This window comes from Sphingobacterium sp. UBA7625 (assembly GCF_002484085.1).
GTDB classification, from domain to species: domain Bacteria; phylum Bacteroidota; class Bacteroidia; order Sphingobacteriales; family Sphingobacteriaceae; genus Sphingobacterium; species Sphingobacterium athyrii.
In genome coordinates this window covers 1-23736 of sequence record NZ_DLJD01000012.1, presented here as the reverse complement: position 1 = coordinate 23736, position 23736 = coordinate 1, and the positions used below count along the sequence as shown (strand labels likewise).

Here is a 23736-nt window from a genome sequence, read left to right as displayed (position 1 = left end):
TATTTTTAATGCGTTAGCCCTGGCTGAGGGTACCGATTTCCACCATTTAAGACTTTATTTATTAAATTAGCAGGGTCTTAATAAACTGAATGGAAGCAATTTTTAAGTTTTTGAATATCTATTTGGCTACCGGGCGAACAGCTTTGTCTATTCTAGTTCTGATGTTTATACTTCTCTGTACCATGAAGGTTTCTGCACAGCAACAGACTCAGATTGAGAAAATGGCTGCAGAAGGTTACGCGATGCGCTTCTCTGACACCATTGCGAGTTTGCGTATTCAGAAAGAAGCTCTTTTTCTTGCAAAAAAAAATAATAATAGGGTTGACGAAGCCATATGTTATGCCTATTTGGCTATGACCTATAGACGTCTTCTCCAACTTAAGGAATTCACCCGGTATGCAGAGCAGTCTTATGGAATAGCTAACACAACAGCTGATAGCCGCGCGATTGCCTATTCCAATTGGGCTATGGGGCTTCTGCGGTCTTATATTGACGATAAGGCAGGCGCTGTGGATTATATGTTAAAAGCATATGGTTTATTCGCGCAGTTGAATGAATATTCTTATTGTGCTAAAATAGGAGCAGACGTTTCTTATCTCTTTTATCCAGGCTCAGAAGTTAACGTGAGGAAATATGCTGACGAAGCACTCCGCTTTGCAGAGAAATCCAATGATCCGGAAAGTATATTACATGCCCGGTTGGCGGTAGGGAGCTATCTGCTGGAAAGCGCTTCTTCTAATGACTCGCTATTATGGAAGCAAGCTGTCTCTTTTTACAAAAAAACTATCCATCAAGCGGAGCAGGTTGAGGAATTCATTGTCAGTAAAAGCAATATCGGTATCGCTCATCTAAATATAGCCGCGTTGTATATGAATGCTCCTAAACTTATTGATGAAAAAGCATTTTTATCTCATCTGGAACAAGCGACCCATATAGGCAGAAAGTATAACTTAAGGAATATTTATCGGAGTTCGCTGGGGCTCAGGGGACAATTTTTCATACAGAAAGGGGACTATCGGACTGCTGAAAATCTTTTTAAAGAAGGGATAGCCTATCAACAGACATTACCTTATAAAGATAACGATTTATTGGCTGCATTTTTTGGCTGTCTTAAGGAGCTTGCTTCCAAAGAAAAAGATTATGCCGCATACCATGAGTATGATACCTATTTCAATAAGTACAATAAGCTGAAGTATGATGAGGAGATGCAAAAGATATTGCAGAATACCGATGCCCGGTTTGAGTCGGAGAAAAAATTGGAATTGATCAAACAGTTGGAAAAGGAAAATGAACTTGAAAAAAAGAACAAATTTTTGGGCTATGGTATCTCCGGAGTTCTTTTGGCGGGTTTAGTATTTGTGTACAGATCTTATTATTACAGACAACGATATTATCAAAATAGGGAATATATCCTGCAGCAAAAGCAGACTAATAGCGAGTTAAAGGTTCAGTTGATGGAAAAGGAATCCTTGGAGATCCTAGCGGATAAATTGTCAATCGAGCGAAGATTACTCCAGTCTCAGATGAACCCCCATTTTATTTTCAATCTTTTGGGGAATATCCAAAGTATGATTCTGAAAAATGATAGGTTAATAGCCATTTCCTATCTGGGTAAATTTGCCAAACTGACCCGACAGGTATTGGAACAATCGCGTATGGATCGTATCAGCCTGGAGCTAGAGGTTCAAACATTGAAGAATTATATGGATCTGCAACAATTGCGCCTTAATCATAGTTTTGATTACTGTATTGACATGGATGAAACAGTTGATCCGAATGTACATATACCGCCATTGCTCTTGCAGCCCTTTGTCGAAAATGCAATTGAACATGGATTGAAGCCTCTGGCCGATTTACGGCATGGATTTTTGAAGATTTCATTTCACCTCCGTATGGATGCTGATGTTCTTGAATGTACAATTACAGACAATGGTATTGGATTAGAGGAGTCAAGAAGCAAAAAAAAGAATGTACCACATACCTCCTTATCGACAAAGATAACAGATGAAAGGCTCGCTCTGCTATACCCCGATAATCCATTTGTCCAATTAAAAATGACTGATAGAAAGGACGTTGAGGGGTCAGGGTGCCACGTCTTTTTATCGATTCCTTTAATTTAAACACTATGTATAAAACTATTCTTGTAGAAGATGAATATTACCTGAGAGAAGCATTAACGATTTTATTGGAAATGGTAGCACCAGAAAAAATACAGGTCATCGGTTATGCTGAAAATGCTGAAGAAGCGGTCAAACTGATCGATCGGCTAAAGCCTGATCTGGTGTTTATGGATATCATCTTAAAACGAGGGACAGGTTTTGATGTGCTTAACCAGGTTACCTACAAAGCGTTTCAGTTGATTTTTACTACGGCTTATGAGGAGCATGCCATTCGTGCTTTTAAGTTTAATGCGCTAGATTATTTGCTGAAACCTATTGACTCCGAAGAACTCAAAGGGGCAATAGATCGGTTGGTGGACCGGAAAGCACTGAAAGAATTAGATGCCCATTTACAGCAACTCGTTACAGATTACAAAAAAACACCCGATAGGATTGTATTACCTACCCAAGAAGCTATGCATGTAGTCAAGGTGGATGATATTCTGCGATGTGAAACCTCAGGTTCTTACACCACATTTATGCTGGTGGATGGCAAGAAGATCATTGTTTCCAAGCCGCTCAAACACTATGAAGATATCCTTACTCTCCCTCAATTTATGCGCATACATCAGTCCCATATGATTAATATGAAATACGTAGTCAGCTATTCAAGAGAGGGTATTGTACACATAGAAGATGGAAGTTCAATACCCATATCGCGGTCCAATAAAGAAATATTTTTTAAACACATGAAGCCGTCATAAGTTATATGTGAAAGAGAGTTTTCTCAAACTAATGAAGCTTTAAAGCAAGGCCTATAATGAATATTTTAGCTGGGTTTCAGTACGTAATGAAGCGCGCTTTGAAGGGATAATGCATCATGGCCAGGGCTATGATTCCAAAAACAAATATGAACACTAAAATCCTTGATTTGAACACAATTAAAATCATATATTAAAGGAACTTTGTGTCGTATTAAAAATAAAAGTATGAGCAAACAAAAAGTATGGTTTATCACTGGCGCTTCGAAAGGTATGGGGTTAGAAGTTGCTAAATTAATTCTGGAAAAAGGAGATAAAGTAATAGCTACTTCGAGAAATCTGAAAGAATTTAAAAAAAATCTTATTGGAAATAATGAGAACCTTTTACTCCTTAAATTGGATATTACAGACGAAAAAGAAGTTAGAACTGTAATTGAACAAGGTATTGAAAAATTTGGACGGATAGATGTGTTATTGAACAATGCGGGGTATTATCTTGTTGGAAGTTTGGAAGAAATCAGTGATTTAGAATTTCGTAAAACTTTAGATGTTAACGTATTTGGAATGGTAAATGTAATTCGGAATATTATGCCGTATTTTCGAGGTCAAGGAAGTGCTCACATCATCAATACAGCCTCTAATATGGGATATATAGGTTATGGAAATACAGGCAGTTACAATGCTTCGAAATTTGCGGTTATCGGATTATCGGAAGCATTAGCAAAGGAGGTAAACCCTTTTGGAGTTAAGGTTACAGTCATCGCCCCTGGAATGTTCAGAACTAATTTCATGGGGAGTACATTATCAGTAGCTGAAAACCTTATTCCAGAATACAATGTTGAGGCACATGTTGAAATGTTGCGCAATTTTAATGGACATCAGCCGGGGAACCCGAAGAAATTAGCAGAAGTTTTATACGAAATTTCGACTATGGAAGAGCCTCCTTTACATTTGCCATTGGGGACTGATAGTTACCTTTCAATTGTAGAATCTAGAAAGAGGGAGGCAGTGGAACTTGAGAAATGGAAGCATCTTTCTTTGTCAACGGATTTTTAATTTATAGATTTACGATTATGAAAAAAGATGTTTCCCCACCTCATATAATTCGCACAATCTCGGAATTACATCGATTGTTTGCACTTGAAAAGCCGGACCATCCTCTTGTCAGTGTAATCAATTTTGAATTGTTGAACTATGGACATAGTGATGTGTGGAAACATTTTGCCAATGACTTTTATTGTGTTACCCTTAAAAGGGAAATAATGCAAATTTTAAATATGGACAGCGAGATTACGACTTTTCAGAAGGGATGATGACTTTTACAAAGCCTAGACAAGTATTTTCTGTAAGTGATGTAAAAGATAATCCTCTTACTGGATACATGTTGGTTTTCAAGGCAGATTTCATTCGTCCTTATCCTTTGGGAAAATTGATTGGGAATTTTGGATTTTTCAGTTATTCGGTAGCAGAAGCATTACACCTTTCTGAAAAAGAAGAAAAAATCATTTCATTATTACTGCAACAGATAAAGGATGAACTTAAAATCAATATAGATACTTACAGCCAAGATGTGATAGTGTCTTATCTAGAACTGCTTTTAAATTATTCCAATAGGTTTTACAACCGTCAGTTTCTTACTAGAAAGTCTGTTAATAATGATCTATTGTCACAGTTGGAATATTTATTAGAGGTTTATTTCCGATCACAAACTTCGCAATTGCAGGGTTTGCCTACTGTGCAGTATGTAGCAGGACAATTAAATTTGTCTGCAAATTATCTGAGTGATTTGTTAAGAAATTTGACCGGACAAAATGCACAACAGTATATTCAGAATTATTTAATTGAAAAGGCTAAGGAATTGTTAAGCACATCTAAAATGAGTGTAAGTGAAGTTGCTTACGAATTGGGTTTTGGATATTTTCAGTCGTTTAGTAAATTATTCAAAAAAATAACCCACCTGACACCATTGGAATACCGTCAGTCATTTAACTAAAATTGATATATTTTGGTGGATAAAAATAAATTTTTATTTTTGTAGTGAATATTACAAATATATGAGAGGTAGACCCAACATTCATGTAAATAACGAACTTATACTAAAAACACAAGAGGTTTTTTGGCAAAAAGGTTACAGTGGCACGTCTTTATCTGACTTAAGTGTAGCGACGGGTGCAGGAGCGGGGAGTTTATACAATACTTTTAAAGGAGGTAAAAAAGAATTATTTAAAAAGTCATTGGAACAAAGAAGAGAAGTATTTTTTGCTTTTAAGGATATGATAAAAGAAAGTGAAAATCCGATACAGCAAATCAAACAATTCTTTCTGGATATATGTGATACAAATAACTCTTGGCATCAGAAAGGCTGCATTGTTGCCAATACACTAGTTGAAATGACTTTTGTGGATAATGAGCTAAAAGATGATGCTGTTAAAATACTAACAGAAACAGAAGAATTTTACAGAACGATAATTGCACAAGAACAAGGAAAAGGAAAGTTGAAAACAAAGATTCCTGCTGATGTTTTAGCTAAATACTTGATATCATTTTGGTGCGGGATTAATTCATTCAGAAGGATATATCCTGACGATAAAATATTAAAGACACAGATCAATTTACAACTTGAAATACTAAAATAATTTTTTTTGACTATATTTTTAACGATCATTACAAAAATAAAACAATGAATTTACAATTAAACGGAAAGAGAGCATTTGTAAGCGGTTCTACTCAAGGGATAGGATTAGCGATTGCAGAGCAATTGTTAGCGGAAGGTGCCCAAGTGATTATCAATGGTAGAAATACAGAAAAAACTAAGGAAGCACTTGAGAAACTTCAAGGAAAATTTCCTGGTAGCACTATCACATCCATTGTTGCTGATTTTTCAAAAAAGGAGGAAGTTGATGCACTTTTATCGTCTCTAGAAAATATTGATATTCTTATTAATAATGTGGGAATTTTTGGTTTAGGTGATTATTTTGAAATAGCAGATGAGGAATGGAGTCGCTATTTTGAAATAAATGTAATGAGCGGTATGAGACTTTCTAAAAAGCTTTTGCCTGAAATGCTCAGAAAAAACTTTGGAAGAATTGTATTTATAAGCAGCGAATCTGGTGTTAATATTCCTGATAATATGATCCATTATGGAGTGACCAAAGCTGCAATGAACGCACTTAGCAACGGATTATCAAAACTTACGAAAGGTACTGCCGTCACAGTGAATACTGTTTTGGGCGGACCTACATATTCAGACGGTGTTGCTGGGACAGTAGAGCATATTGCCAAGCTTCAAAATATAGACCTAGAAGATATGAAAAATACTATTATCCAGCAGTCTAACCCGCATATTCTTTTACAGAGATTTATCAATCCTCAAGAAATAGCTAGTCTTGTAGTATACCTTTCCAGCCCAATTTCCATTGCTACAAATGGATCAAGCTTGCGTGCGGATAGTGGTGTTTTAAAGGTTCTATAGGATATTTTCAGTATAAATATTTGCAGAAGATTTTAAATTTGCTAAACTTTTGATATGGTCACTATTTGAACAACATTTTCGATAAAATGAACAATGGACTGTTTCAGATAACCTGATTATCTTTATAGATAGAAAACCACGCGTTGGTTTCAAGGCTAGCAGCATCGACCAAGTAGCCAAATTGTTTCCCTCTGCCGGTTCGAGGGAAGCGCTTTTTGTTTTAGGGCCTTTATGTACGCAGATAGCTGCTATTATTTTATTGATGTAGCGTAAGTGATATACTCCTTTACAATAGGCAGGTCAGCTTCTGCCCAGTCATAGTCAAGCAATTGATCTATCGCTACCCATATTGTCTGGGCATGCTCCAGCGCTTTTACTTCTCCAGACTGTAGGCTGCATACAAAAGGGTAGAGCTGCAGCGAAAAGTCAGCATAGTGATGCTCGACCATCGTGAGCGCTTTGCGTATGGTGATATCAATGTTGATCTCCTCTCTGATCTCTCTGCGTAGGCAGTATTCTTTAGATTCTCCGGTTTCGATCTTTCCTCCCGGAAATTCCCATTTCAATGGAAGCTTCATCGAAGCGATCGTTGGCAGATCAGTATTTTATTGGCGTGTTCTATTATTGCGCAGGTTACTTGCAGCATAGTGGTTCAAAAGTAGTGAATTTTCATTGATGATATAGGTATTGCAAACTTCCGTTTGAAAACAACCTACAAATAAACTCCAGCTGGTTCTCGCCAACATTTGAATTCTGTAAACTATGAATGCATTATTCTATTAAAAAAGGATATCATGGGACTTTGTTATTCTAAAAATTTTTGGCAGTTCGATCCAAGGTTTCCATTCATAAATGGAATAGGAGCTAGATTATACTGCGATTGGAGAAAGATACGTCTTTTTTCTCTACTAATTTCTGTCCGGATGAACGATTCTAGTATTTAGGTTTCCTGATGTGTCATTTCTTTTATTTATTTTTAGTGTATGAATGATAATCAAGCACCATGTTTGTTCTAGCCATGTTCATGATTATTGTAGGGATTGTTATGAAAAGGTTGGGCGACCCCTAAAGATTGGTATATCCGGCCTATTGGGCTGGGGATATTCGTAATTCTTCTAATCCTTTTTGATATGTTTTTTTCATAGTGCATGTACCTTATTAAAAGACATTTTTTGTTTAACCTCATACTGCCTAAAACATATAGTGTGAAGAAACGGATTTCTCATTAGACAAGCAGATAATTCTGGCCTTATAATGTATACAGACAAACCTTTGATTGACCAGGTTCGAAGGGAAATAACCAAGTAAAGTGGATAGTACGGAAAGGGTAAAGTTTATCTGAATTGACAATCGAGGAGTTACTAATAATGAATTTGTCGTCGATACTATTTAAGATCAAAAAGTCAGAAAAATACAACGAATAATAAATAAACCCCTACGAATTGTGAATGGCGGACTTTAATGCTAAGCTTATTTGTATTTTAGCTGTAAGAAAATTTTAATTAAATAAATACCAAAGTATATCAGCTTTTGACTAAAATCGCCAGCCTAAGGAAGGCCCAAAACATTAACTGTAAATTTGGAAACCCATTAAACTGACAAAATCCCATGCGTGAACTCTTAACAATAATAAGTATACTCGTAGTTGTCCTCGTTTTCTTTTATTTGATCAAAAAGAACCAGAAAAGACGGACAACGCACAGATCATCGGTCAACGATATGGATCAATTTATGTCTTTACAGTTTTCGCTTGACCATGCAGAATTTACACTAAATCAAAGCGAAAACCTACATGCCTTTGCAATGACAATGTCTAACAATGGCGTAGATACAAACTTTTATAATTTTGAAAACAAAGAGATTTCGATTGACAGCATCCAGGCTCAATTGAAGGAAAGTGAAACTGATATTGACTTGGTTTTCATCATTTCCAATGATGAAAAGAATTCGAGACTTGAAATCCAGCGCTTTTTAAGGGGGGCTAAAAAAAGTCAACTTTTCAATATGGGTTACAAAATTGTTGGGGACAAATATCAACTTGACAGACAAAATTTAAAACCTATTAGAGAACAAGCTAATTTTCTTTATTAAATGCGAACCATGCTTACTAAATTAATAGTAAAGGGGGCTAAATAGAACATTCACATATTAGGTCTGGATGATGGTAGTTTTAAAGAACTGCAGTATTGTCCTTATGATTCAGTTCATTGGAAAGATTAAGATAAATGCTGTACAATAATAATTAATTATGAGTTTACAAAGTCTAACCCCCACGGAGTTGAAAGAAAAGTTTGAAAACTTTCTATTTAATTTAAGTGATTACATTGAACATTTACAAGCCAAAGCTGGGAATGAGAATCTCAATCTTGACAAAAGCTTGGATAGCTTAAATGATCTTGAGACCTATATTATTAAAAATAATGTGTCTGTGGATAGTGATGACTATAATGATATTTCCGCATATCTTGGGGAAATAGTGACAAGCAAATTTGGTGGCAAATGGATTTGTAATCTAGATAACGAAAATAATTCCTTATACTATGGATTTCCAGTGGTAGAAGGCCATGCCCTAGATGGTGTTTTATTTTCGCCATTTCATGTGGTAAGAGCATTTATACTTAGAAAAAAGGAACAGCTTTTTCTAACAGCAATTAAAAGTCAGGTTTATCCCAAAAAGATTGATTGGAGCGACTTTCTTACAGAAGATTAGCGTTAGGAGATGAAAATAAGGATCTTAAAAGACCTGTAGTGGCGAATGTTAGTCCAAGGGAAGGACTATTTAGGGAGGGATTAGTTTTAATTGAAAGGTCGAGTTTGAAGGGCTCGACCTTTTTTTGTAAGCGTTAAATATAATCTTTGCTAACCTTAAATTTTGAGTTACCTTGGCTATCGAAAATTACTGTACCGCACTCCTCGCAGGTATCATCAGTAAGTGATTCGCCCATTTTCAACTGCCAAACATTCATACTACCACAGCTACAGTACACCGTGTAAAGAACTTCTCCGGTTTGGCTTCCCCAGGGTCTGAAATTCCAAAAGTTATCACCTGCTTTTTTGATTCGTTTACTGTTCTCCTTTTCAATAACAGCTACGTAATAGCTATCGTTACCTAAATCAAGTAGCACTATTTCAAAACTTTTATTTTTAAGCTCATCATTTGATGTTTTCAGAAGGGCGGGAACGAAATCTCCGGGTGTAACGGCCTGCTCATTTGCCATCTGATAAGCTGGAGTAAAATCCATCGACGCCTCCGAGCCAAATGCTATTGCCCGGTCTTGTAAGAAGCTGCCAATTTCATTTAAATAGGACTCTCCCTTCCAGTCTATCTGTAATAGGATTCGATTATCCAGTAAATAATTCAGCATATCATCATTGCTAAATTTTTCGGCAGGCAAGTTTTGCTGTTCCTCAGCTGATAAAATGTAAGAAAATGCAGTTGTTTTCATTGTTTAATTAAAGGATTGTTCAATTTACTTATTTTTCTGCTTATTTCATCGTTTTCATCGACGCATCAAATTTTTATATTAAATAAGCGATAGAAGAATTTACTTTCTCATTTGCAACAACCAAAGGCTTTACCTTCGCCCTTGGAAAATCCAATGTACCCACAAGTTCCGGAAAGAGGAAATTCAACTTCTCATCATTCAGAATGCTCTATGTTAAAATATACTAAAAAGTATATTTTACTTGTTTTTGAAATATACTTTTTAGTATATTTGCAAAGTAAATTAAAAGACGATGTTAACAAAAGCAGAAAAAACGAAGTTATTTATCCTAGAGACAGCAAGCCCGCTTTATAATGAGAAAGGGATTTCTGGCGTAAGCATAGATGAGGTTTTGGAAGCGACCAAATTAACAAAGGGTTGTATTTATGGACATTTTAACGGAAAAGATGATCTATCCGAACAGGTAGTGGACTTTTCATTAAAAAAAATGTCACAAAAGCTGGCGGGTGTTGTTTCCCAGGGTAAAACCGCAAAAGAAAAGATTTTTTTATATCTCGATTTTCATAAGAACCCAATCGATACCTATATCGCTGGTGGCTGCCCGATTTTTAATACCGCTGTTGAAGCAGATGATCATTTTCCGTCTATTAAAAATAAAGTTGCAACAGTTCTAGAAACAGGAATGCAGGGGCTTTCAATTATTTTAAAGGATGGTATTGCTAATGGTGAGTTTTCAAAAGAACTCAATGCGGATGTTTTTGCTTTTAAAATAATGTCAGCAGTGGAAGGGGGAATTGTCATTAGCAGAACAATAGATTCTAAAAAATTAATGATCGAACTTATAAAAGATCTTAAGAAAGAATTAGAGCACTATTCGCTGTAATTTTTTTTAATATAAAATATACTAAAAAGTATATTTTGGAGAAATTAATTAAAAATAAGATATGAGTAACAAATTATTTGAAAGCTATGAGCTTAGCGGAAAAACACTCAATAACAGAATGGTAATGGCACCTATGACAAGAGCCCGTTCCGCTAATTGGGGTAATGTTGAAACAGAGCTGACAGCAACTTATTATGCACAGCGTGCAACAGCCGGACTTTATAACGGCACTATTATTATCAATCGTGCTTTTAACAAAGAGACAGCAACACAGGTTTTGGAAAATAACGATGCAGATTTAGTTTCTTTTGGAGTTCCGTTTATTGCCAATCCGGATTTGGTCGAGCGATTTAAAACTGATTCAGCTCTTAACGCTCCAGATCAAGAAACCTTCTATACACCGGGAGAAAAGGGGTATACAGATTATCCTTTTCTTAACCAATAAATTATTACAAAAACAAAGTATCATACAATATTAAATAAATTCAATCAAAATGAAAACTACAGGAAATACCATATTTATCAGTGGCGGAAGTGCCGGAATAGGATTGGCAATTGCTAAAAAATTAAATGAGGCTGGGAACAAAATCATTATCAACGGGCGTAGCGAAGAACGTCTTCAAAAAGCTTTAGTGGAGTTGAAAGATGCAGTAGCAATTCAAGGTGATTTATCAGTGGAAGCAGACAGAATTCGTATTGCAGAAGACTTGAAAACGAATCATGCTGATGTTAATATTATCATCAACAATGCCGGAGCAGCTTTTGGATATCTATTGAGTGAAACCACCAATGCACACGAAAAAGCATTGATTGAAATGAACACCAACTATTTTGCAATCATCCATTTTACAGAATTAATGATTCCACACTTGTTAGGAAAAGAAGAATCTGCCGTAGTGAATGTATCATCCATAGCGGTATTTGGAAGTCATAAATTCTTACCAACTTATGGAGCGACTAAAGCAGCGTTACATAGTTATACAACTGCTTTAAGAAAAACTTATGAAGAGCAGAAAAATCTTCAGATCTATGAAGTTTATCCTCCATTGGTCAATACAGAATTTTCTGCTGAAATAGGTGGAGCGGCAGGAATTGAGCCAAGTGAAGTAGCGGATGAGCTATTGATTGGATTAGAAACTAACCTATTTGATATTCCGGTAGGAGATACCAAGATCTATGCAGATGCAATCGGTGAAGCTATGTCTAAATTAGCGCATGCATAAGAATTGGTAGTCGGTGTTACTCCGTTAAATTTGGGTATCCCGAGTGATAAATATTTACAGGGGGCTATTTATTTTCCTTAACCGAATTGCGCCGGATAAAGCCTATCAATTGGTTAATAAGAAAGAGCATTACCAATCTATCCAATAAAAACAAATTTTTTATGAAAGCATTTGTAGTTCAAAATTATGGTAAAAAAGAGGATCTCACGCTCCGTGAGGTTAGCAGGCCGATTATAGGGGAGGCTGAGGTCCTGGTTGAAATCTATTCAGCAGGAATCAATCAATTGGATACTAAAATCCTATCTGGTGAGTTTAAACAGATATTACCGTATAAAACACCATTTATTCTGGGGCATGATTTGGCTGGTACTGTCATTGAAACAGGTTCAAAAGTTACAAAGTTTAAAATTGGAGATGAGGTGTATGGCCGTCCTTCCGACCATCACATCGGAACCTTTGCTGAATATTTAGCAGTTGGAGAAAAAGATCTGGCTTTAAAACCAAACAACCTTTCCATGGACGAAACAGCAGGTGTTCCCCTTGTGGCTCTGACCGCTTGGCAAGCTTTGGTAGAAATAGGGAAAGTAAAGAAAGGACAAAAAATATTTATACAGGCTGGCTCCGGAGGAGTTGGTATAGTTGCCATTCAGTTGGCAAAATATTTAGGTGCTACTGTTGCCACTACAGCTGGAAAAGCAAGCTTTCCAATGCTTAAGGAATTAGGCGCTAATGTTTTAATTGACTATAAAACGCAGGATTTTGAAGCCGTTTTGAAAGATTATGATTTGGTCTTGAACAGCCAAGATAACAAAACGCTTGATAAGTCGCTGAATGTGTTAAAAAAAGGAGGTAAGGTAATCTCTATTTCAGGTCCGCCCACACCCGAATTTGCAAAGGAAATCCATGCATCTTGGCTTATCAAGATGATACTATCACTTATAAGTTTAGGCGTTAGAAGGAAAGCCAACAAAAAAGGGGTTAGTTATCAGTTTTTATTTATGAAATCCAGTGGCGAACAGCTTCAGAAAATTACAAAACTTATTGAAGATGGAATTATTAAAACCATAGTAGATAAGACTTATCCTTTCTCCCATACCAATGAAGCATTGAATTATGTGGCAACTGGAAGAGCAAAGGGAAAGGTTGTGGTGAAAATAAAATAGCATGGCTTACCACATCTTTACTACGTTGTTTATACGGAGCCTATATATATCATTTTGGTCCATAGTTTCTTTATTTCGCAAGAGGAGATATACAAAGTCATGGACAAATTTTAACTATTATTGTATATGAAAATTTCTGATGAAATCTCGCCTAAAACATTTCAAGGCAATGGTGTGGAAAGAGGTAGACAAACAAGTGACTTAGATGAATTTCATATAGTTGACATCGGTGCAATAGACAGCACTTTGTTTCCATTGGAATATAGCCGTAAAATATTTTATACGGCCACTTTACTTCAGGGTAATTATATACTTGAATTTGAGGACCGGAACATTGAGATCTTCGGAAATTCTTTACTTTTCACTACTAACAAAATACCTTTTGGCATACACGCTATCGATGGTTATAAAGGACTTAGCTGCGTATTTAAAGAAGAATTCATCACCAAATCGAACAGTGGCTATCGTTTGCTTGAATTACCGATCTATAAGCCGGGGAGACAGAATATCTATTTTCTTACAGAAGCGCAGGCCAGAAATTTTATCACTATCTATACTAAGATAGATAACGAATCAAAAGCTGACAGCGACTTTAAATTCAATCTTTTACGAAACTATCTGCTTGAAATCATTTTCAATGCCCAAAAGCTCGAAGCTGCCAGCTCATTTGTGAAAACAAATAGTACGGCTGAGGTTATAGCTTGCTCTTTTATCAGATTGTTAGAATCACAATTCCCCATAGATTCGCCACAGGACATTATAAAATTAAGAACCTCAAAAGATTTTGCGGATGAACTTGCTCTCCATCCGAATTACCTCAATCGACAGGTAAAATTATCTAAAGGTAGAACGGTAAGTGATATTATCGCAGCACGACTTGTACAAGAAGCGAAAATTCTATTAAAGCTAACCAATTGGCAAATTGCGGAAATTTCATACGTACTAGGTTTCGAAGAGCCTTCTCACTTCAATCTTTTTTTTAAAAAACATGCTAATGCTTCTCCTACGCAATACAGGAAGCTAAAATAAGAAAAATTTGTTTGCAGTGAGACAGCATTGTAAGTTTGATTTTAGTAAGGATTGGTTTTAATTATACTAACTCCGATTATACCTTCGGTTCTACCTTTGCATAGTAATTTAAAAGATTTTATATGACAAAGATAGCATTAGTAACAGGAGCCAATAAAGGGATTGGTTTTGAAACAGCCAAAAAATTAGCACAACAGAACATCAAGGTTTTATTAGGGGCAAGAAATGAAAATGAAGGTAAAAGGGCAGAAGAGACACTTCGAAGCCTTTCACTAGATGTGACTTACATAAAACTGGATGTCAGTTGTTCGGCTGATATAGAAAATGTCAGAAATCTTATTGAAAATAATTATGGTTCAATGGATATTCTGGTCAATAATGCAGCTGTATTTTTGGACAGCTCTTGGTTTGGAAATAACATTGAAACTGTTCCAATACAAACCCTTCGAAATACTTTTGATATCAATTATTTTGGTACAGTGGAGCTAACCCAGTCATTATTGCCGTTGATTAAAAAAAGCAAGGCTGGGCGTATTGTCAACATCAGTAGTGTTTCCGGTTCCTTCGCAGCCCATTTGGATGAATCCCATTGGATTTATGCTCTGAAGCCTTATGCATACAGTGCTTCAAAAACAGCTCTTAACCAGTTTACAGTATTTTTAGCCAATGCACTTCGTGAGACCAATATAAAAGTTAATGCAGCGAGTCCGGGATGGGTACAGACTTCAATAGGCTCAGAGCAGGCTCCACTTACCCCAGAAGAAGGCGCTAAGACGGGTGTTTCATTAGCTTTGTTGGATGAGGATGGACCAACTGGAACATTTTCCCAGGCCGGCGAGCCTTTGCCCTGGTAAGAAAACTTGGTATTTCAATTATTTTTGAACTATTTTATTTTAAACCTTATTAAAAAAAATGACGACTAATTAGTTGTCATTTTTCGATAGTAGTATTTTCTTAGGAAAATACTACTATTTTTTATGGATTCGGACTGAGATGGCGTAGTAATAATTTTATTGTTTCCACTTTTCTAAAGTCTCATTAGCCTCATATAAATTGATGACTTTTTTCTGGGCAGCTATAATAGCCGCTTGGTGTGCAATGGTTTCCTTTTGCTTTTTGATCTCTCGCGCTAGCAAGCTCATTTTATTATGTGAGATATCTTTATTTGTCAGATTATCTATAACGGATTGCTTAAGGCTGGTGAGACTTTTATGTGCCTTACCTAGACGAGATAAAATAGGGAACATTGCCAAAATGTTTAAAATTTCAATCGACTTATCCTGCGGGTTTTGGGTAGTTACAAATTGATTTTTAGTTATTCCTTCTTCAATGACGGAAGTAAGCCAATCAGCAAGAAAATCGTAAAATTTACCTACTTCCAATTTGATATTAGTATCTATATTATTCATATCTGAGGAAACAGAAACAATGGGACACATCTGTCCTTTATTAGCTAAATCCACATAAAAGTCGATCAGTAGGGAAAGCTTTTCCTGTGGATTCTTCTCCGATATGGCTTCAAATAAAGCGGCTTGTATATTTTGAGAATAATGTATTATTTCGACGATAAGGTCTGATTTGGTGGGGAAATAATAATGTATCGAAGAAGTTTTAATTCCGATTGCGTTTGCAATATCATGAAAACTGAATGCATTAAAACCAATGTTAGATAACATTTCTGCTGCTGTATTGACTATTTTCTCTTTTGTTGTCATAATCTATCTACTAGTAGGTAGATAAATATAAGGTTTTTTATTGCAAATAGATTAGATGAATTTAATTTTGTTAAGGTCGTATTGTATGATCAATGTTTTATCTTCGAAGGCAGATTTTAACGATTCAAAGGTTTTAAAAATGCTGTAACCTAAATTAAAGCCAAAGGAATTCCAGGATTAATCATTGAACCGTTATGGGATAATTCTGTTGCCGTTGCACCGGCAAAATAACAACTGAGCAAGATAAAGCCTATGCGCATCGTTTTCGGAATTAAAGAAGAATCGCAAATGACATTTCTATTAACCCAAGTACTGTGGCTGAATTTGGAAGGTTAAAGCTTCGAATTAAGGATTATAAAGAAGATCCGAATGACTATGGCCTATGCGGTAAACTGTACGAATTTATTTGTATTTTTAATCCTGTAGGCACAGTGCCTGAGAGTGAATTTGTAAACCACAATACCAAGTGTGTAGCTGAATAAGGAAACACCCAATAAATGAACTAAATAAGAAGGCACAAAATATGAAGTATATTTTTTATTTATTTTTTTTAATCTCGATCAACGCCAAAGCACAGGATATTGAGGTTTTATTGATAGGTGTTTCCCATGATTATAGTAAATATCCAACCCAGGATTTTTCCAGCATCCATCAAAAAATCAGAAAATTTAAACCTGACGCATTTTTTGGCGAGTTCTTGAGTAAAGAAGATGAGCGGTTGGTGATGGATTATTGGTGCAAGCAACCGAATATCAAACGGCTAAAAAAATTAAGGAGCAATCGCCCTATAAAAGAAGTATTACTGCGGCATACTATTGACAGTTTGAAGAAACGATCCAATCAGCAACCCAGTGATTATCGTGTAAAAGCCGATTTAGCGCATGCCTATTATCTTGATCAAGATGTGGCAAATGGGCATTATCAGTTTTGGCAAGTTTATAATTTCCTGCAGCATCACCCTGATGCCGAACTTGAAAACTATATAGAAAAATTGCTGAGCCCTAAGGTAGATACCACCGGGCGAAGTATGAAAAGGTTAAAAACTTCTGAATATGCTTATATAGCCTTCCCTATGATGCATGAGCTAGGCATCGAGGAACTGATGTCCATGGATTGTCAGGACTATGATCTGAATTGGCAAGCATCTTGGGGAGCATTTGACGCAAGATTTGTCTTGTTCAGGAAAGATATGGCTGACTCCTCTAAAAATCATTTGAAATCAGCTTTGACAGCCATTGACAATGGTTTTGAGAAATATGCCAAAATCGAAAAGTCTTCAAATACGATAACGGAATGGTTGAACACCGACGAGGCCGCCGGGATTTCTGCCTCGGGAGATTTTTACTTGCCNNCATGTGCCATAATGTTGTCAACAGGGCTAAGATGGTAGGGGCTAAAAGAGTCGTAGTCATTGCTGGGGCCAATCATAGAAAGTACATGCAAGACATTTTCAAAACGATGCAAGCTGTAAAAGTGAGAAACATCAATGAAGTTGACTAGATCGTATCGGAAAGCATTTTTCGGGGACACCGATGGCAATAAATCAGATTGCAAAATGAAATTGTTTAGAAAATGAAACTTGCCATCAAAGACAATGAAGACTGGTTCTCAAAGTAATGAAGGAATTGAAACCGGGCGAGCCTATCCCATATCACAAAAATCTGGGTATCAGCGAAGCGGAATATGCCGCTTTTATCCAGTTTTCTCAATCTGTCAAAATAGAAGCTGTGGGCAAGTTTGTGGAAAATTACAATGACAAACAATACCATGAATAACTGCACTAGATTCCTTGTCAACCTTAAAGAAAATCTGATTAGAAAAATCGATGAAAGATAAATCCCTATTGTTGCACAACAATCTTTTTGTGCTTCTTACCCCACTGGCTTAGTTTCGCCCATATAGGTATAAGTTCTTTGGCAATTATTGTCAATTCATAATCTACCCTTGGTGGTACTTCGGCATGAACAGTTCTTTTAACCAAACCGTCCTTTTCCAGTTCACGAAGCTGGAGCGTCAGCATACGTTCCGTTATTCCATTGATCTGATTACGAAGTTCACTGAAACGCAATTTCCCGTTTTCGAGCTTGCAAAGAATAAGCAATTTCCACCGACCACCTACTTTACAAACTGCATATGTCAAATCACAGCTTTCAACGATAAAACTTTCGTTCAACATATTGGTTGAGTTTTCCTTTCTTTTTCCCATTACTTACAAATTTGTTAGTACCATACAAATAGCTGTATACTATGCGAATTTAGTTATTACCGGGTAATTTTGTGTGTTCAATTCAAATAAATTAATGATGTACAGACAAATTTTAACTTTCATCGCCAGCCAGGTCATATTGACCAGTTCGGCACAAATACCTTTATTAGAAAAAAGAGTAGATGACTTATCCAATCGGTTAATTGCAAACAAGGAAGTTGCAGGAGGTAATGTTTTGCTGATTAAGGACGGCAAAACAGTGTACAATAAAGCCTTTGGTTATGCGGATGTGGCAACCAAACAACCCATGCAGACCAACCATATTTTCCGTATCGCATCACAGACCAAGGCCATCACGAGCATAGGGGTGATGATGCTTTGGGAAGAGGGGAAATTCCTCCTGGACGACCCTATTTCCAAATACATCCCGGCGTTCAAAACTCCGAACGTGCTGGACAAATTCAATCCTATCGACAGCAGCTACACGACTGTTCCTGCACAAAGGGAAATCACCATCCGTGATTTGTTGAGGCATACTTCAGGTATCGGCTATCCATCAATTACAGACGACAGCAGGATACAAGCCATATACAAAAAATCGGGAGTTTTATCAGGAATAGGTAGTAAGGCTCTGTTGAAAAATCAGATAGAAATATTGGCGAAAATGCCATTACTGCACCAGCCCGGCGATCAATTTACATACGGATTGAATACCGATTTATTAGGCTTCCTCATACAGGTGGTAAGTGGCTTGCCGTTGGATGAGTTTTTCCATAAAAGGATTTTCGAGCCTTTGGAAATGAACGATACGCACTTTACCATTCCACTGTCAAAAGCTAACAGGCTGGTTTCCATTTCAGAAAAAACAACTAAAGGCTTTGAAAAAGTCAATCATCCTATCTACGGAAACAGTCCTGTCAATTATCCTTTGGAGAAGGGCATTGTGTTGTCTGGAGGAGCTGGATTGAGTTCCACTACAGAAGATTATGCCAAGTTTCTGCAAATGTTGTTAAGCAAAGGTATTTATAAAGGGAAAAAGTTTTTAAGTTCAAAAACCATTGCGTTGATAACCACAAACCAACTTTCTGATAATACCATTTCTAAAGGCGACCCCGATTTTGGTTTTGGCCTCGGTTTTTGGCTAGTAACGGATGAAAACAAATTTATCCACTCTGCCAATGTAGGAACATTTTTCTGGGGCGGTGCATTTAACACACATTATTGGGTAGACCCAAAGGAAAATATTATTGGATTAGTTTTTACGCAGGAATATTTGCCGGCTTCCTATTGGGATTTGGGAACATTGTACAAAAACGTGGTTTATTCTTCCTTTTAGAATCCGGCATCAATGAATTATACAGAGAATTTTTAAAAAAGACTTTTAACAAATGAAAAAATACGCATATATAGGAGCATTGGGTTTTTTAGCGGTCATTACAACAGAATTTGGCATCATCGGTATTTTGCCACAGGTAGCGGAACATTACCATATCAGCATTGATAAAGCAGGGTATTTGTTAAGTGCTTTTGCTTTGGTAATTGCTCTTACGGGACCTTTTATGACCTTGCTGGCATCAGGGTTTGACCGTAAGAAAGTGATGCTGACGGCTATCTTTATTTTTCTTGTTACGGGAGTTGTATCTTCATTTTCACCGCCCTTTTGGTTGTTGATGCTTGTGAGGATATTGCCCGCATTTTTACAGCCTGTTTATATCGCAACAGCTTTATCCGTAGCGGTTTCGCAGGGCAATAAACAGAGCGAGAACGAATTGATGAGTATCGTATTCAGCGGTGTTGCCATTGCAATGGTAACGACCGTTCCGTTCGCCACTTATATAGCCAGCCTTTTCTCTTGGGAATATTCGTTTATGGTGCAGGCAATTATCAGCGTTGTGGCTTTGCTGGCCATCTACTTTGTATTGCCACCTATGCCTGTAAAAGAAAAAAAATCCTATGGGAGCCAGTTGAAAATATTGACCAAACCAACCTTCATAGTCAGCACTGCGATGAATTTCTTTATGATTTCGGCGTGGTTTTCCACCTATAGCTACTTTGCCGATTATCTGAATAAAGCAAAAGGTATGGACAGCACAATGGTCAGTTATATGTTGTTTGTATTTGGCATTATCGGTGTGCTTGCCAACTGGGTGGCAGGCAAAATGCTGAACAAAAACATAACCTCTACAGCCTTATTTTTTCTTTCAGGGACAATCATAGTGCCTATACTATTGCATTTTTCGGGAGGAAATACCGTTGCAACGATTGTTGTAATCGCCTTATGGGGCTTTCTGTATTCGCCAAGTTTTTTGAACGCCTCTACCTATATGATTTCCTCAGCACCAGAAGCAATGGAGTTTGCGAATAGCCTGGCCACTTCATTTGGAAACCTGGGCGTAACCGTGGGAACGACTGTCGGAGGTTGGATAATTGTTTCTAAAGGCGTGCAGTTCACGCCTTGGATAACCATTGTATTTGGTGTGCTGGCTTTTACAATGATACTTTTACGCCAATACGTGGAAAGAAAGGAATTGCTGCGGGTAGATCCAACGAATGTTGGAATACAACCATAGAAATAACTGCTGATCTTCCCCCCCCCGGAAATTCCCATTTCAACGGAAATTTCATCGAAGCAGATCGCTGGCAAATCAGTATTTTATTAGCGTGTTCTATTATCGCACAGGTTGCTTGCAGCATGATTTAAAGGTAATGATTTAAAGCTACCCTTATCAGTTTAACACAAGCTGTTCAATCTTTCATCATATTGGACGGCCTCGTTGTGTATTGCCAGCATCTTGCTTTGTGTGGGGAATAGGCCTAATTCTGTTTATCTTTCCAATAGTAAGTCAGCCTGACTCGATGCGTATTGTCTGAAAAGATTAAATCCAGCTGAGCATGTTGGATTTGCAGTCCCGCTTTTTTAAAAAGTGATTGTTCACCTCTGCAAGGTCAGTGGTTTTTCTAGAGTAGATAACAACTCATCATATTGTGCTACAAGCTTATCTGTTTGTTCATCATCGTTCAAAGACCCATTGGGCCCATCGCCTTCAGCTCCAAAACTTCAGTACCCCGACAGTTATTTGACCTGTTCCAACACAATAGTTGTTGTATCGTTTTTATTGATAAAGCTGTAATTTACCCTTTCCCCGGATTGCCGTGTTACGGTGGGGATAGAGTCCACTTTGTAGCCAGCCTTATAAAAAATCAATGTACCCAACCACTGCGGTGTGCGGGCTAATTTAAAATAGCCATTCCCATCTGTCTTTGTCTGAGCTCCCGTTTTCGTGTCATCCTCAGAAACAAGCACATTTTTCAGTGGCTTGTTTTGCTCATCAATTACTCGGCCCTGGTAGAAATCGTTTACATCATTACAAGACCCTACTAGAAGAGGGATCATGCCAAATAATATCTTCATCATAACTTAGCTTATTTGTATATGAAACTATTATTCCATCTAATCTACAGATATTTTGGCAATGACACAATAATGCAGAACCGGGCGCTATGCATGCTGGTGTGCTGTGTACAGCCCTATTATAAAGCCCGTTTTTCGAGAATAATGATATCGCCTTCATTTCTCATCTTCTGAAAACCCAATTTTTCAGCAAATTTCAGTGCTTTAAGATTCGTTATTTCCGTCTTTGCGACCAATACATTTACCTGGTACTTTTCTTTTGCCAATGCTATCAACAACTCAAAAGCTGCAGACATTATTCCCTTTCCCCAATATCCGGGCAGCAGAGAACCACCGATCTCAATTTTCTTTTCTTCCTGATTCCAGTGATGTAAGGCACAGTCACCAATAACTATATTCTCATTTTCCACAGTTCGTATACTGTAGAGTTCCTCACTATGAGATAAAATATGTTCTGTAAACTGTACCGGATTCATATGCCGCTCATCGGTTGTCTGATCTTGAATGGCTGACTCATCTCCAAAGTACAATCGGTAAAATGACTCAGAATCTTTCACAGATATTTCTTTCAATATGATCTTTATACGGCCGCCGGCTGATTTCATGACCTCCATAAATTATGAATTTAATGTTTATTTATCAATAACTGCCGATCGCAGACCTTTCAGTTCCCTTATACGATCTTCAGATCAGTTTGCGGTTCGGGTATCCCGTTTAGCTTTCAATTCGGCAACAGTTGTGCGCGGCGTGAGCCTTGACCAGTCGTCGGTAAACCTAACCGTGATATCGCTACCATTTGGAATGGGTAACGTAGCGTCTCCCTGGCCGGTGAAGGTTCGGAATGAACCAGTTCTCGGCATATTGGCCATACTGTATCTTGGAAGTTATCCCGATCCACTGTTATCGCCACGCCACGAATATGGCCCTCTTTTATGTAAATGTCGTCAACGCCTTTAAGTTTCCTGAGTTCCAGCTCCTCGGTCTCGATCTTCCATCCTGAAATTCCCATTTCAACGGAAGCTTCATCGAAGCCGATCGCTGGCAGATCAATATTTTATTGGCGTGTTCCATTATCGCACAGGTTACTTGCAGCATAGTGGTTTAAAAGTCGTGAATTTTGTAAACTATCCCTATGAATGCATTATTAGATTGGGAAAAAAGTACTTGTTCACAACTGGTGCCTATTTATTCCTTTCCAAAATTAACTTTATTGAACTTAGGTAAGCCTCGTTTTTCGAGAAATCATTGTGGCTTTCATCTTGCAATGTGATAAATTGATCAGTAGCCTTTAGTAGTTTTGAGAGCTTAACAGAAGAACCATAATAGACCGCTGTGTCCTTGTTGCCATGGAAAATAATCACAGGACATTTTACTTTCTTTAGGAAAGAGGCATTATCGAAATTATAGGGAATATTGGTGGTGTCCAGTTCAGGAGCGACATCATTTGTCCAGTCTTTCATATTATAATAAGGTGCTTGCAGGATCAGAAGATTCGGATTGTTCTTTGCGGCTATGTACGATGCGAGGGCGGTGCCCATGGATTGACCTAATACGATGATCTGATTTTCCGAATAAGTTTCCCTGAGTTTATCATAAACAATTTGAATGTCCTGATACAGTGAATCCTCGTCCGTTACCTTACCTTGGCTCTTGCCATAACCACGATAGTCGAGCATAAATACATCGTATTCATTGGAGGTGTATATTGGCGCAACTTTGCCCCACGTATCCAAAGCGTTGTTACTTCCATGTAAATAGAATATAACACCTTTAGGCTTCTTAGCTTTAAAAAGTAAACTATGTAAAACTGTATTATCATTTACATTGATAAACTTCTCTTCAAAGGGGACGTCAAATTGAAAAACTGCGCTATCAGTTTTTTTACCCGGGAATAACTGTTCGGTTAACAAACGCGTCCAATCTTCGGTTGATAAGACTGTTTTGTTTTGTGCATTACTGAAACAGGGAAGCAGAATCAAACTAATGAAAAGATATATGCATCCGAAGGATAGTTTTTTAATACCTACTTTTTTTTCCATGTAATGTGTTTTATTTGCCTTCACTTCATGCTCACGCTCTTATGGCATAAAGCGAATGGAGTTATAAGCGTTAATGACCAATTGCGGTAGTACAATTTAAAAAGAATATATCACATCCCTGGTATTTTTCGATTGCAAATACCGACTTTTCGGCATCCCCCACATACCGCTTACATGCACCTTGTTTTTCACAGATAGCCTTCTTATCGACCATATTTTTGCTATACACATAAAAACACAAGAATATGGCAAATCAATTTTTATTCAAAGAGATTAAGAATTATTATT

At 37.2% G+C, this 23736-nt stretch carries 26 protein-coding genes; 17 read left to right on the top strand and 9 right to left on the bottom strand.

Going from position 1 to position 23736, the window contains the following annotated elements; genetic code table 11:
- Positions 1 to 89: 89 nt before the first annotated feature.
- The 6 genes from B4G94_RS04405 (at position 90) to B4G94_RS04380 (ending at position 6332) form a co-directional block, all read left to right on the top strand.
- Positions 90 to 2120, top strand: a complete 2031-nt coding sequence (locus B4G94_RS04405; protein ID WP_286857353.1) for a histidine kinase — start codon at positions 90 to 92, stop codon at positions 2118 to 2120.
- Positions 2121 to 2125: 5 nt separating this feature from the next.
- Entirely contained in the window at positions 2126 to 2863 is a 738-nt protein-coding gene (locus B4G94_RS04400; RefSeq protein WP_286857352.1) for a LytR/AlgR family response regulator transcription factor, read from the top strand.
- 225 nt (positions 2864 to 3088) lie between these two features.
- Complete coding sequence (locus B4G94_RS04395; RefSeq protein WP_286857350.1) at positions 3089 to 3916, top strand: SDR family NAD(P)-dependent oxidoreductase; 828 nt, start codon at positions 3089 to 3091, stop codon at positions 3914 to 3916.
- A 253-nt stretch (positions 3917 to 4169) separates the two neighbouring features.
- Positions 4170 to 4853, top strand: a complete 684-nt coding sequence (locus B4G94_RS04390) for a helix-turn-helix domain-containing protein (RefSeq protein WP_286857349.1) — start codon at positions 4170 to 4172, stop codon at positions 4851 to 4853.
- Positions 4854 to 4914: 61 nt separating this feature from the next.
- The gene (locus B4G94_RS04385) at positions 4915 to 5496 is read left to right on the top strand and encodes a TetR/AcrR family transcriptional regulator (protein ID WP_286857348.1); all 582 of its coding nucleotides are present in this window, start codon (positions 4915 to 4917) and stop codon (positions 5494 to 5496) included.
- A gap of 44 nt (positions 5497 to 5540) precedes the next feature.
- Positions 5541 to 6332, top strand: a complete 792-nt coding sequence (locus B4G94_RS04380) for an SDR family NAD(P)-dependent oxidoreductase (RefSeq protein WP_286857345.1) — start codon at positions 5541 to 5543, stop codon at positions 6330 to 6332.
- A gap of 251 nt (positions 6333 to 6583) precedes the next feature.
- On the opposite strand, the gene B4G94_RS04375 is transcribed toward B4G94_RS04380, so the two are convergent.
- Entirely contained in the window at positions 6584 to 6910 is a 327-nt protein-coding gene (locus B4G94_RS04375) for a (deoxy)nucleoside triphosphate pyrophosphohydrolase (RefSeq protein WP_286857342.1), read from the bottom strand.
- A gap of 1141 nt (positions 6911 to 8051) precedes the next feature.
- On the opposite strand from B4G94_RS04375, the gene B4G94_RS04370 reads away from it, so the two are divergent.
- Both B4G94_RS04370 and B4G94_RS04365 read left to right on the top strand, forming a co-directional pair.
- Positions 8052 to 8423: a hypothetical protein gene (locus tag B4G94_RS04370; protein WP_286857341.1), complete on the top strand. Its 372-nt coding sequence runs from the start codon at positions 8052 to 8054 to the stop codon at positions 8421 to 8423.
- A 157-nt stretch (positions 8424 to 8580) separates the two neighbouring features.
- Entirely contained in the window at positions 8581 to 9042 is a 462-nt protein-coding gene (locus tag B4G94_RS04365; RefSeq protein WP_286857338.1) for a hypothetical protein, read from the top strand.
- Between the two features lie 133 nt (positions 9043 to 9175).
- On the opposite strand, the gene B4G94_RS04360 is transcribed toward B4G94_RS04365, so the two are convergent.
- Positions 9176 to 9778, bottom strand: a complete 603-nt coding sequence (locus B4G94_RS04360; protein WP_286857336.1) for a DUF6630 family protein — start codon at positions 9776 to 9778, stop codon at positions 9176 to 9178.
- A 292-nt stretch (positions 9779 to 10070) separates the two neighbouring features.
- Between B4G94_RS04360 and B4G94_RS04355 the strand changes: the two genes are divergently transcribed.
- The 6 genes from B4G94_RS04355 (at position 10071) to B4G94_RS04330 (ending at position 14930) form a co-directional block, all read left to right on the top strand.
- On the top strand, positions 10071 to 10661 hold the full coding sequence (locus tag B4G94_RS04355) for a TetR/AcrR family transcriptional regulator (protein ID WP_108633386.1): 591 nt from the start codon (positions 10071 to 10073) through the stop codon (positions 10659 to 10661).
- 61 nt (positions 10662 to 10722) lie between these two features.
- Complete coding sequence (locus tag B4G94_RS04350) at positions 10723 to 11106, top strand: hypothetical protein (RefSeq protein WP_286857333.1); 384 nt, start codon at positions 10723 to 10725, stop codon at positions 11104 to 11106.
- 49 nt (positions 11107 to 11155) lie between these two features.
- Positions 11156 to 11884, top strand: coding sequence for an SDR family NAD(P)-dependent oxidoreductase (locus tag B4G94_RS04345; protein WP_108633388.1), 729 nt, complete (start codon positions 11156 to 11158; stop codon positions 11882 to 11884).
- A gap of 161 nt (positions 11885 to 12045) precedes the next feature.
- Entirely contained in the window at positions 12046 to 13047 is a 1002-nt protein-coding gene (locus B4G94_RS04340) for an NADP-dependent oxidoreductase (RefSeq protein ID WP_286857330.1), read from the top strand.
- A 126-nt stretch (positions 13048 to 13173) separates the two neighbouring features.
- A complete protein-coding gene (locus B4G94_RS04335; protein ID WP_286857329.1) occupies positions 13174 to 14076 on the top strand; it encodes an AraC family transcriptional regulator in 903 nt (300 codons plus the stop codon).
- Positions 14077 to 14198: 122 nt separating this feature from the next.
- Entirely contained in the window at positions 14199 to 14930 is a 732-nt protein-coding gene (locus B4G94_RS04330; protein WP_286857328.1) for an SDR family oxidoreductase, read from the top strand.
- A gap of 156 nt (positions 14931 to 15086) precedes the next feature.
- Here B4G94_RS04330 and B4G94_RS04325 read toward each other — a convergent pair whose 3' ends face one another.
- Positions 15087 to 15791, bottom strand: coding sequence for a TetR/AcrR family transcriptional regulator (locus tag B4G94_RS04325; RefSeq protein ID WP_108633392.1), 705 nt, complete (start codon positions 15789 to 15791; stop codon positions 15087 to 15089).
- Between the two features lie 1616 nt (positions 15792 to 17407).
- Between B4G94_RS04325 and B4G94_RS04320 the strand changes: the two genes are divergently transcribed.
- Complete coding sequence (locus tag B4G94_RS04320) at positions 17408 to 17566, top strand: hypothetical protein (RefSeq protein ID WP_165307913.1); 159 nt, start codon at positions 17408 to 17410, stop codon at positions 17564 to 17566.
- 65 nt (positions 17567 to 17631) lie between these two features.
- Here the strand turns inward: B4G94_RS04320 and B4G94_RS04315 are convergent, their stop codons facing one another.
- Complete coding sequence (locus tag B4G94_RS04315) at positions 17632 to 17997, bottom strand: winged helix-turn-helix transcriptional regulator (protein WP_108633394.1); 366 nt, start codon at positions 17995 to 17997, stop codon at positions 17632 to 17634.
- Positions 17998 to 18091: 94 nt separating this feature from the next.
- On the opposite strand from B4G94_RS04315, the gene B4G94_RS04310 reads away from it, so the two are divergent.
- Both B4G94_RS04310 and B4G94_RS04305 read left to right on the top strand, forming a co-directional pair.
- Complete coding sequence (locus B4G94_RS04310; RefSeq protein ID WP_286857326.1) at positions 18092 to 19333, top strand: serine hydrolase domain-containing protein; 1242 nt, start codon at positions 18092 to 18094, stop codon at positions 19331 to 19333.
- Positions 19334 to 19385: 52 nt separating this feature from the next.
- Entirely contained in the window at positions 19386 to 20567 is a 1182-nt protein-coding gene (locus B4G94_RS04305; RefSeq protein ID WP_286857325.1) for an MFS transporter, read from the top strand.
- 503 nt (positions 20568 to 21070) lie between these two features.
- Here the strand turns inward: B4G94_RS04305 and B4G94_RS04300 are convergent.
- From B4G94_RS04300 to B4G94_RS04280, 5 genes are all read right to left on the bottom strand, one after another.
- Complete coding sequence (locus B4G94_RS04300) at positions 21071 to 21412, bottom strand: carboxypeptidase-like regulatory domain-containing protein (protein ID WP_108633397.1); 342 nt, start codon at positions 21410 to 21412, stop codon at positions 21071 to 21073.
- Positions 21413 to 21528: 116 nt separating this feature from the next.
- Positions 21529 to 22023: a GNAT family N-acetyltransferase gene (locus B4G94_RS04295; RefSeq protein WP_286857322.1), complete on the bottom strand. Its 495-nt coding sequence runs from the start codon at positions 22021 to 22023 to the stop codon at positions 21529 to 21531.
- A 75-nt stretch (positions 22024 to 22098) separates the two neighbouring features.
- Positions 22099 to 22269: a hypothetical protein gene (locus tag B4G94_RS04290; protein WP_286857321.1), complete on the bottom strand. Its 171-nt coding sequence runs from the start codon at positions 22267 to 22269 to the stop codon at positions 22099 to 22101.
- A 70-nt stretch (positions 22270 to 22339) separates the two neighbouring features.
- Positions 22340 to 22504, bottom strand: coding sequence for a hypothetical protein (locus tag B4G94_RS04285; RefSeq protein ID WP_286857319.1), 165 nt, complete (start codon positions 22502 to 22504; stop codon positions 22340 to 22342).
- An 86-nt stretch (positions 22505 to 22590) separates the two neighbouring features.
- Entirely contained in the window at positions 22591 to 23448 is an 858-nt protein-coding gene (locus B4G94_RS04280; RefSeq protein ID WP_286857318.1) for an alpha/beta hydrolase, read from the bottom strand.
- Positions 23449 to 23736 lie beyond the last annotated feature (288 nt).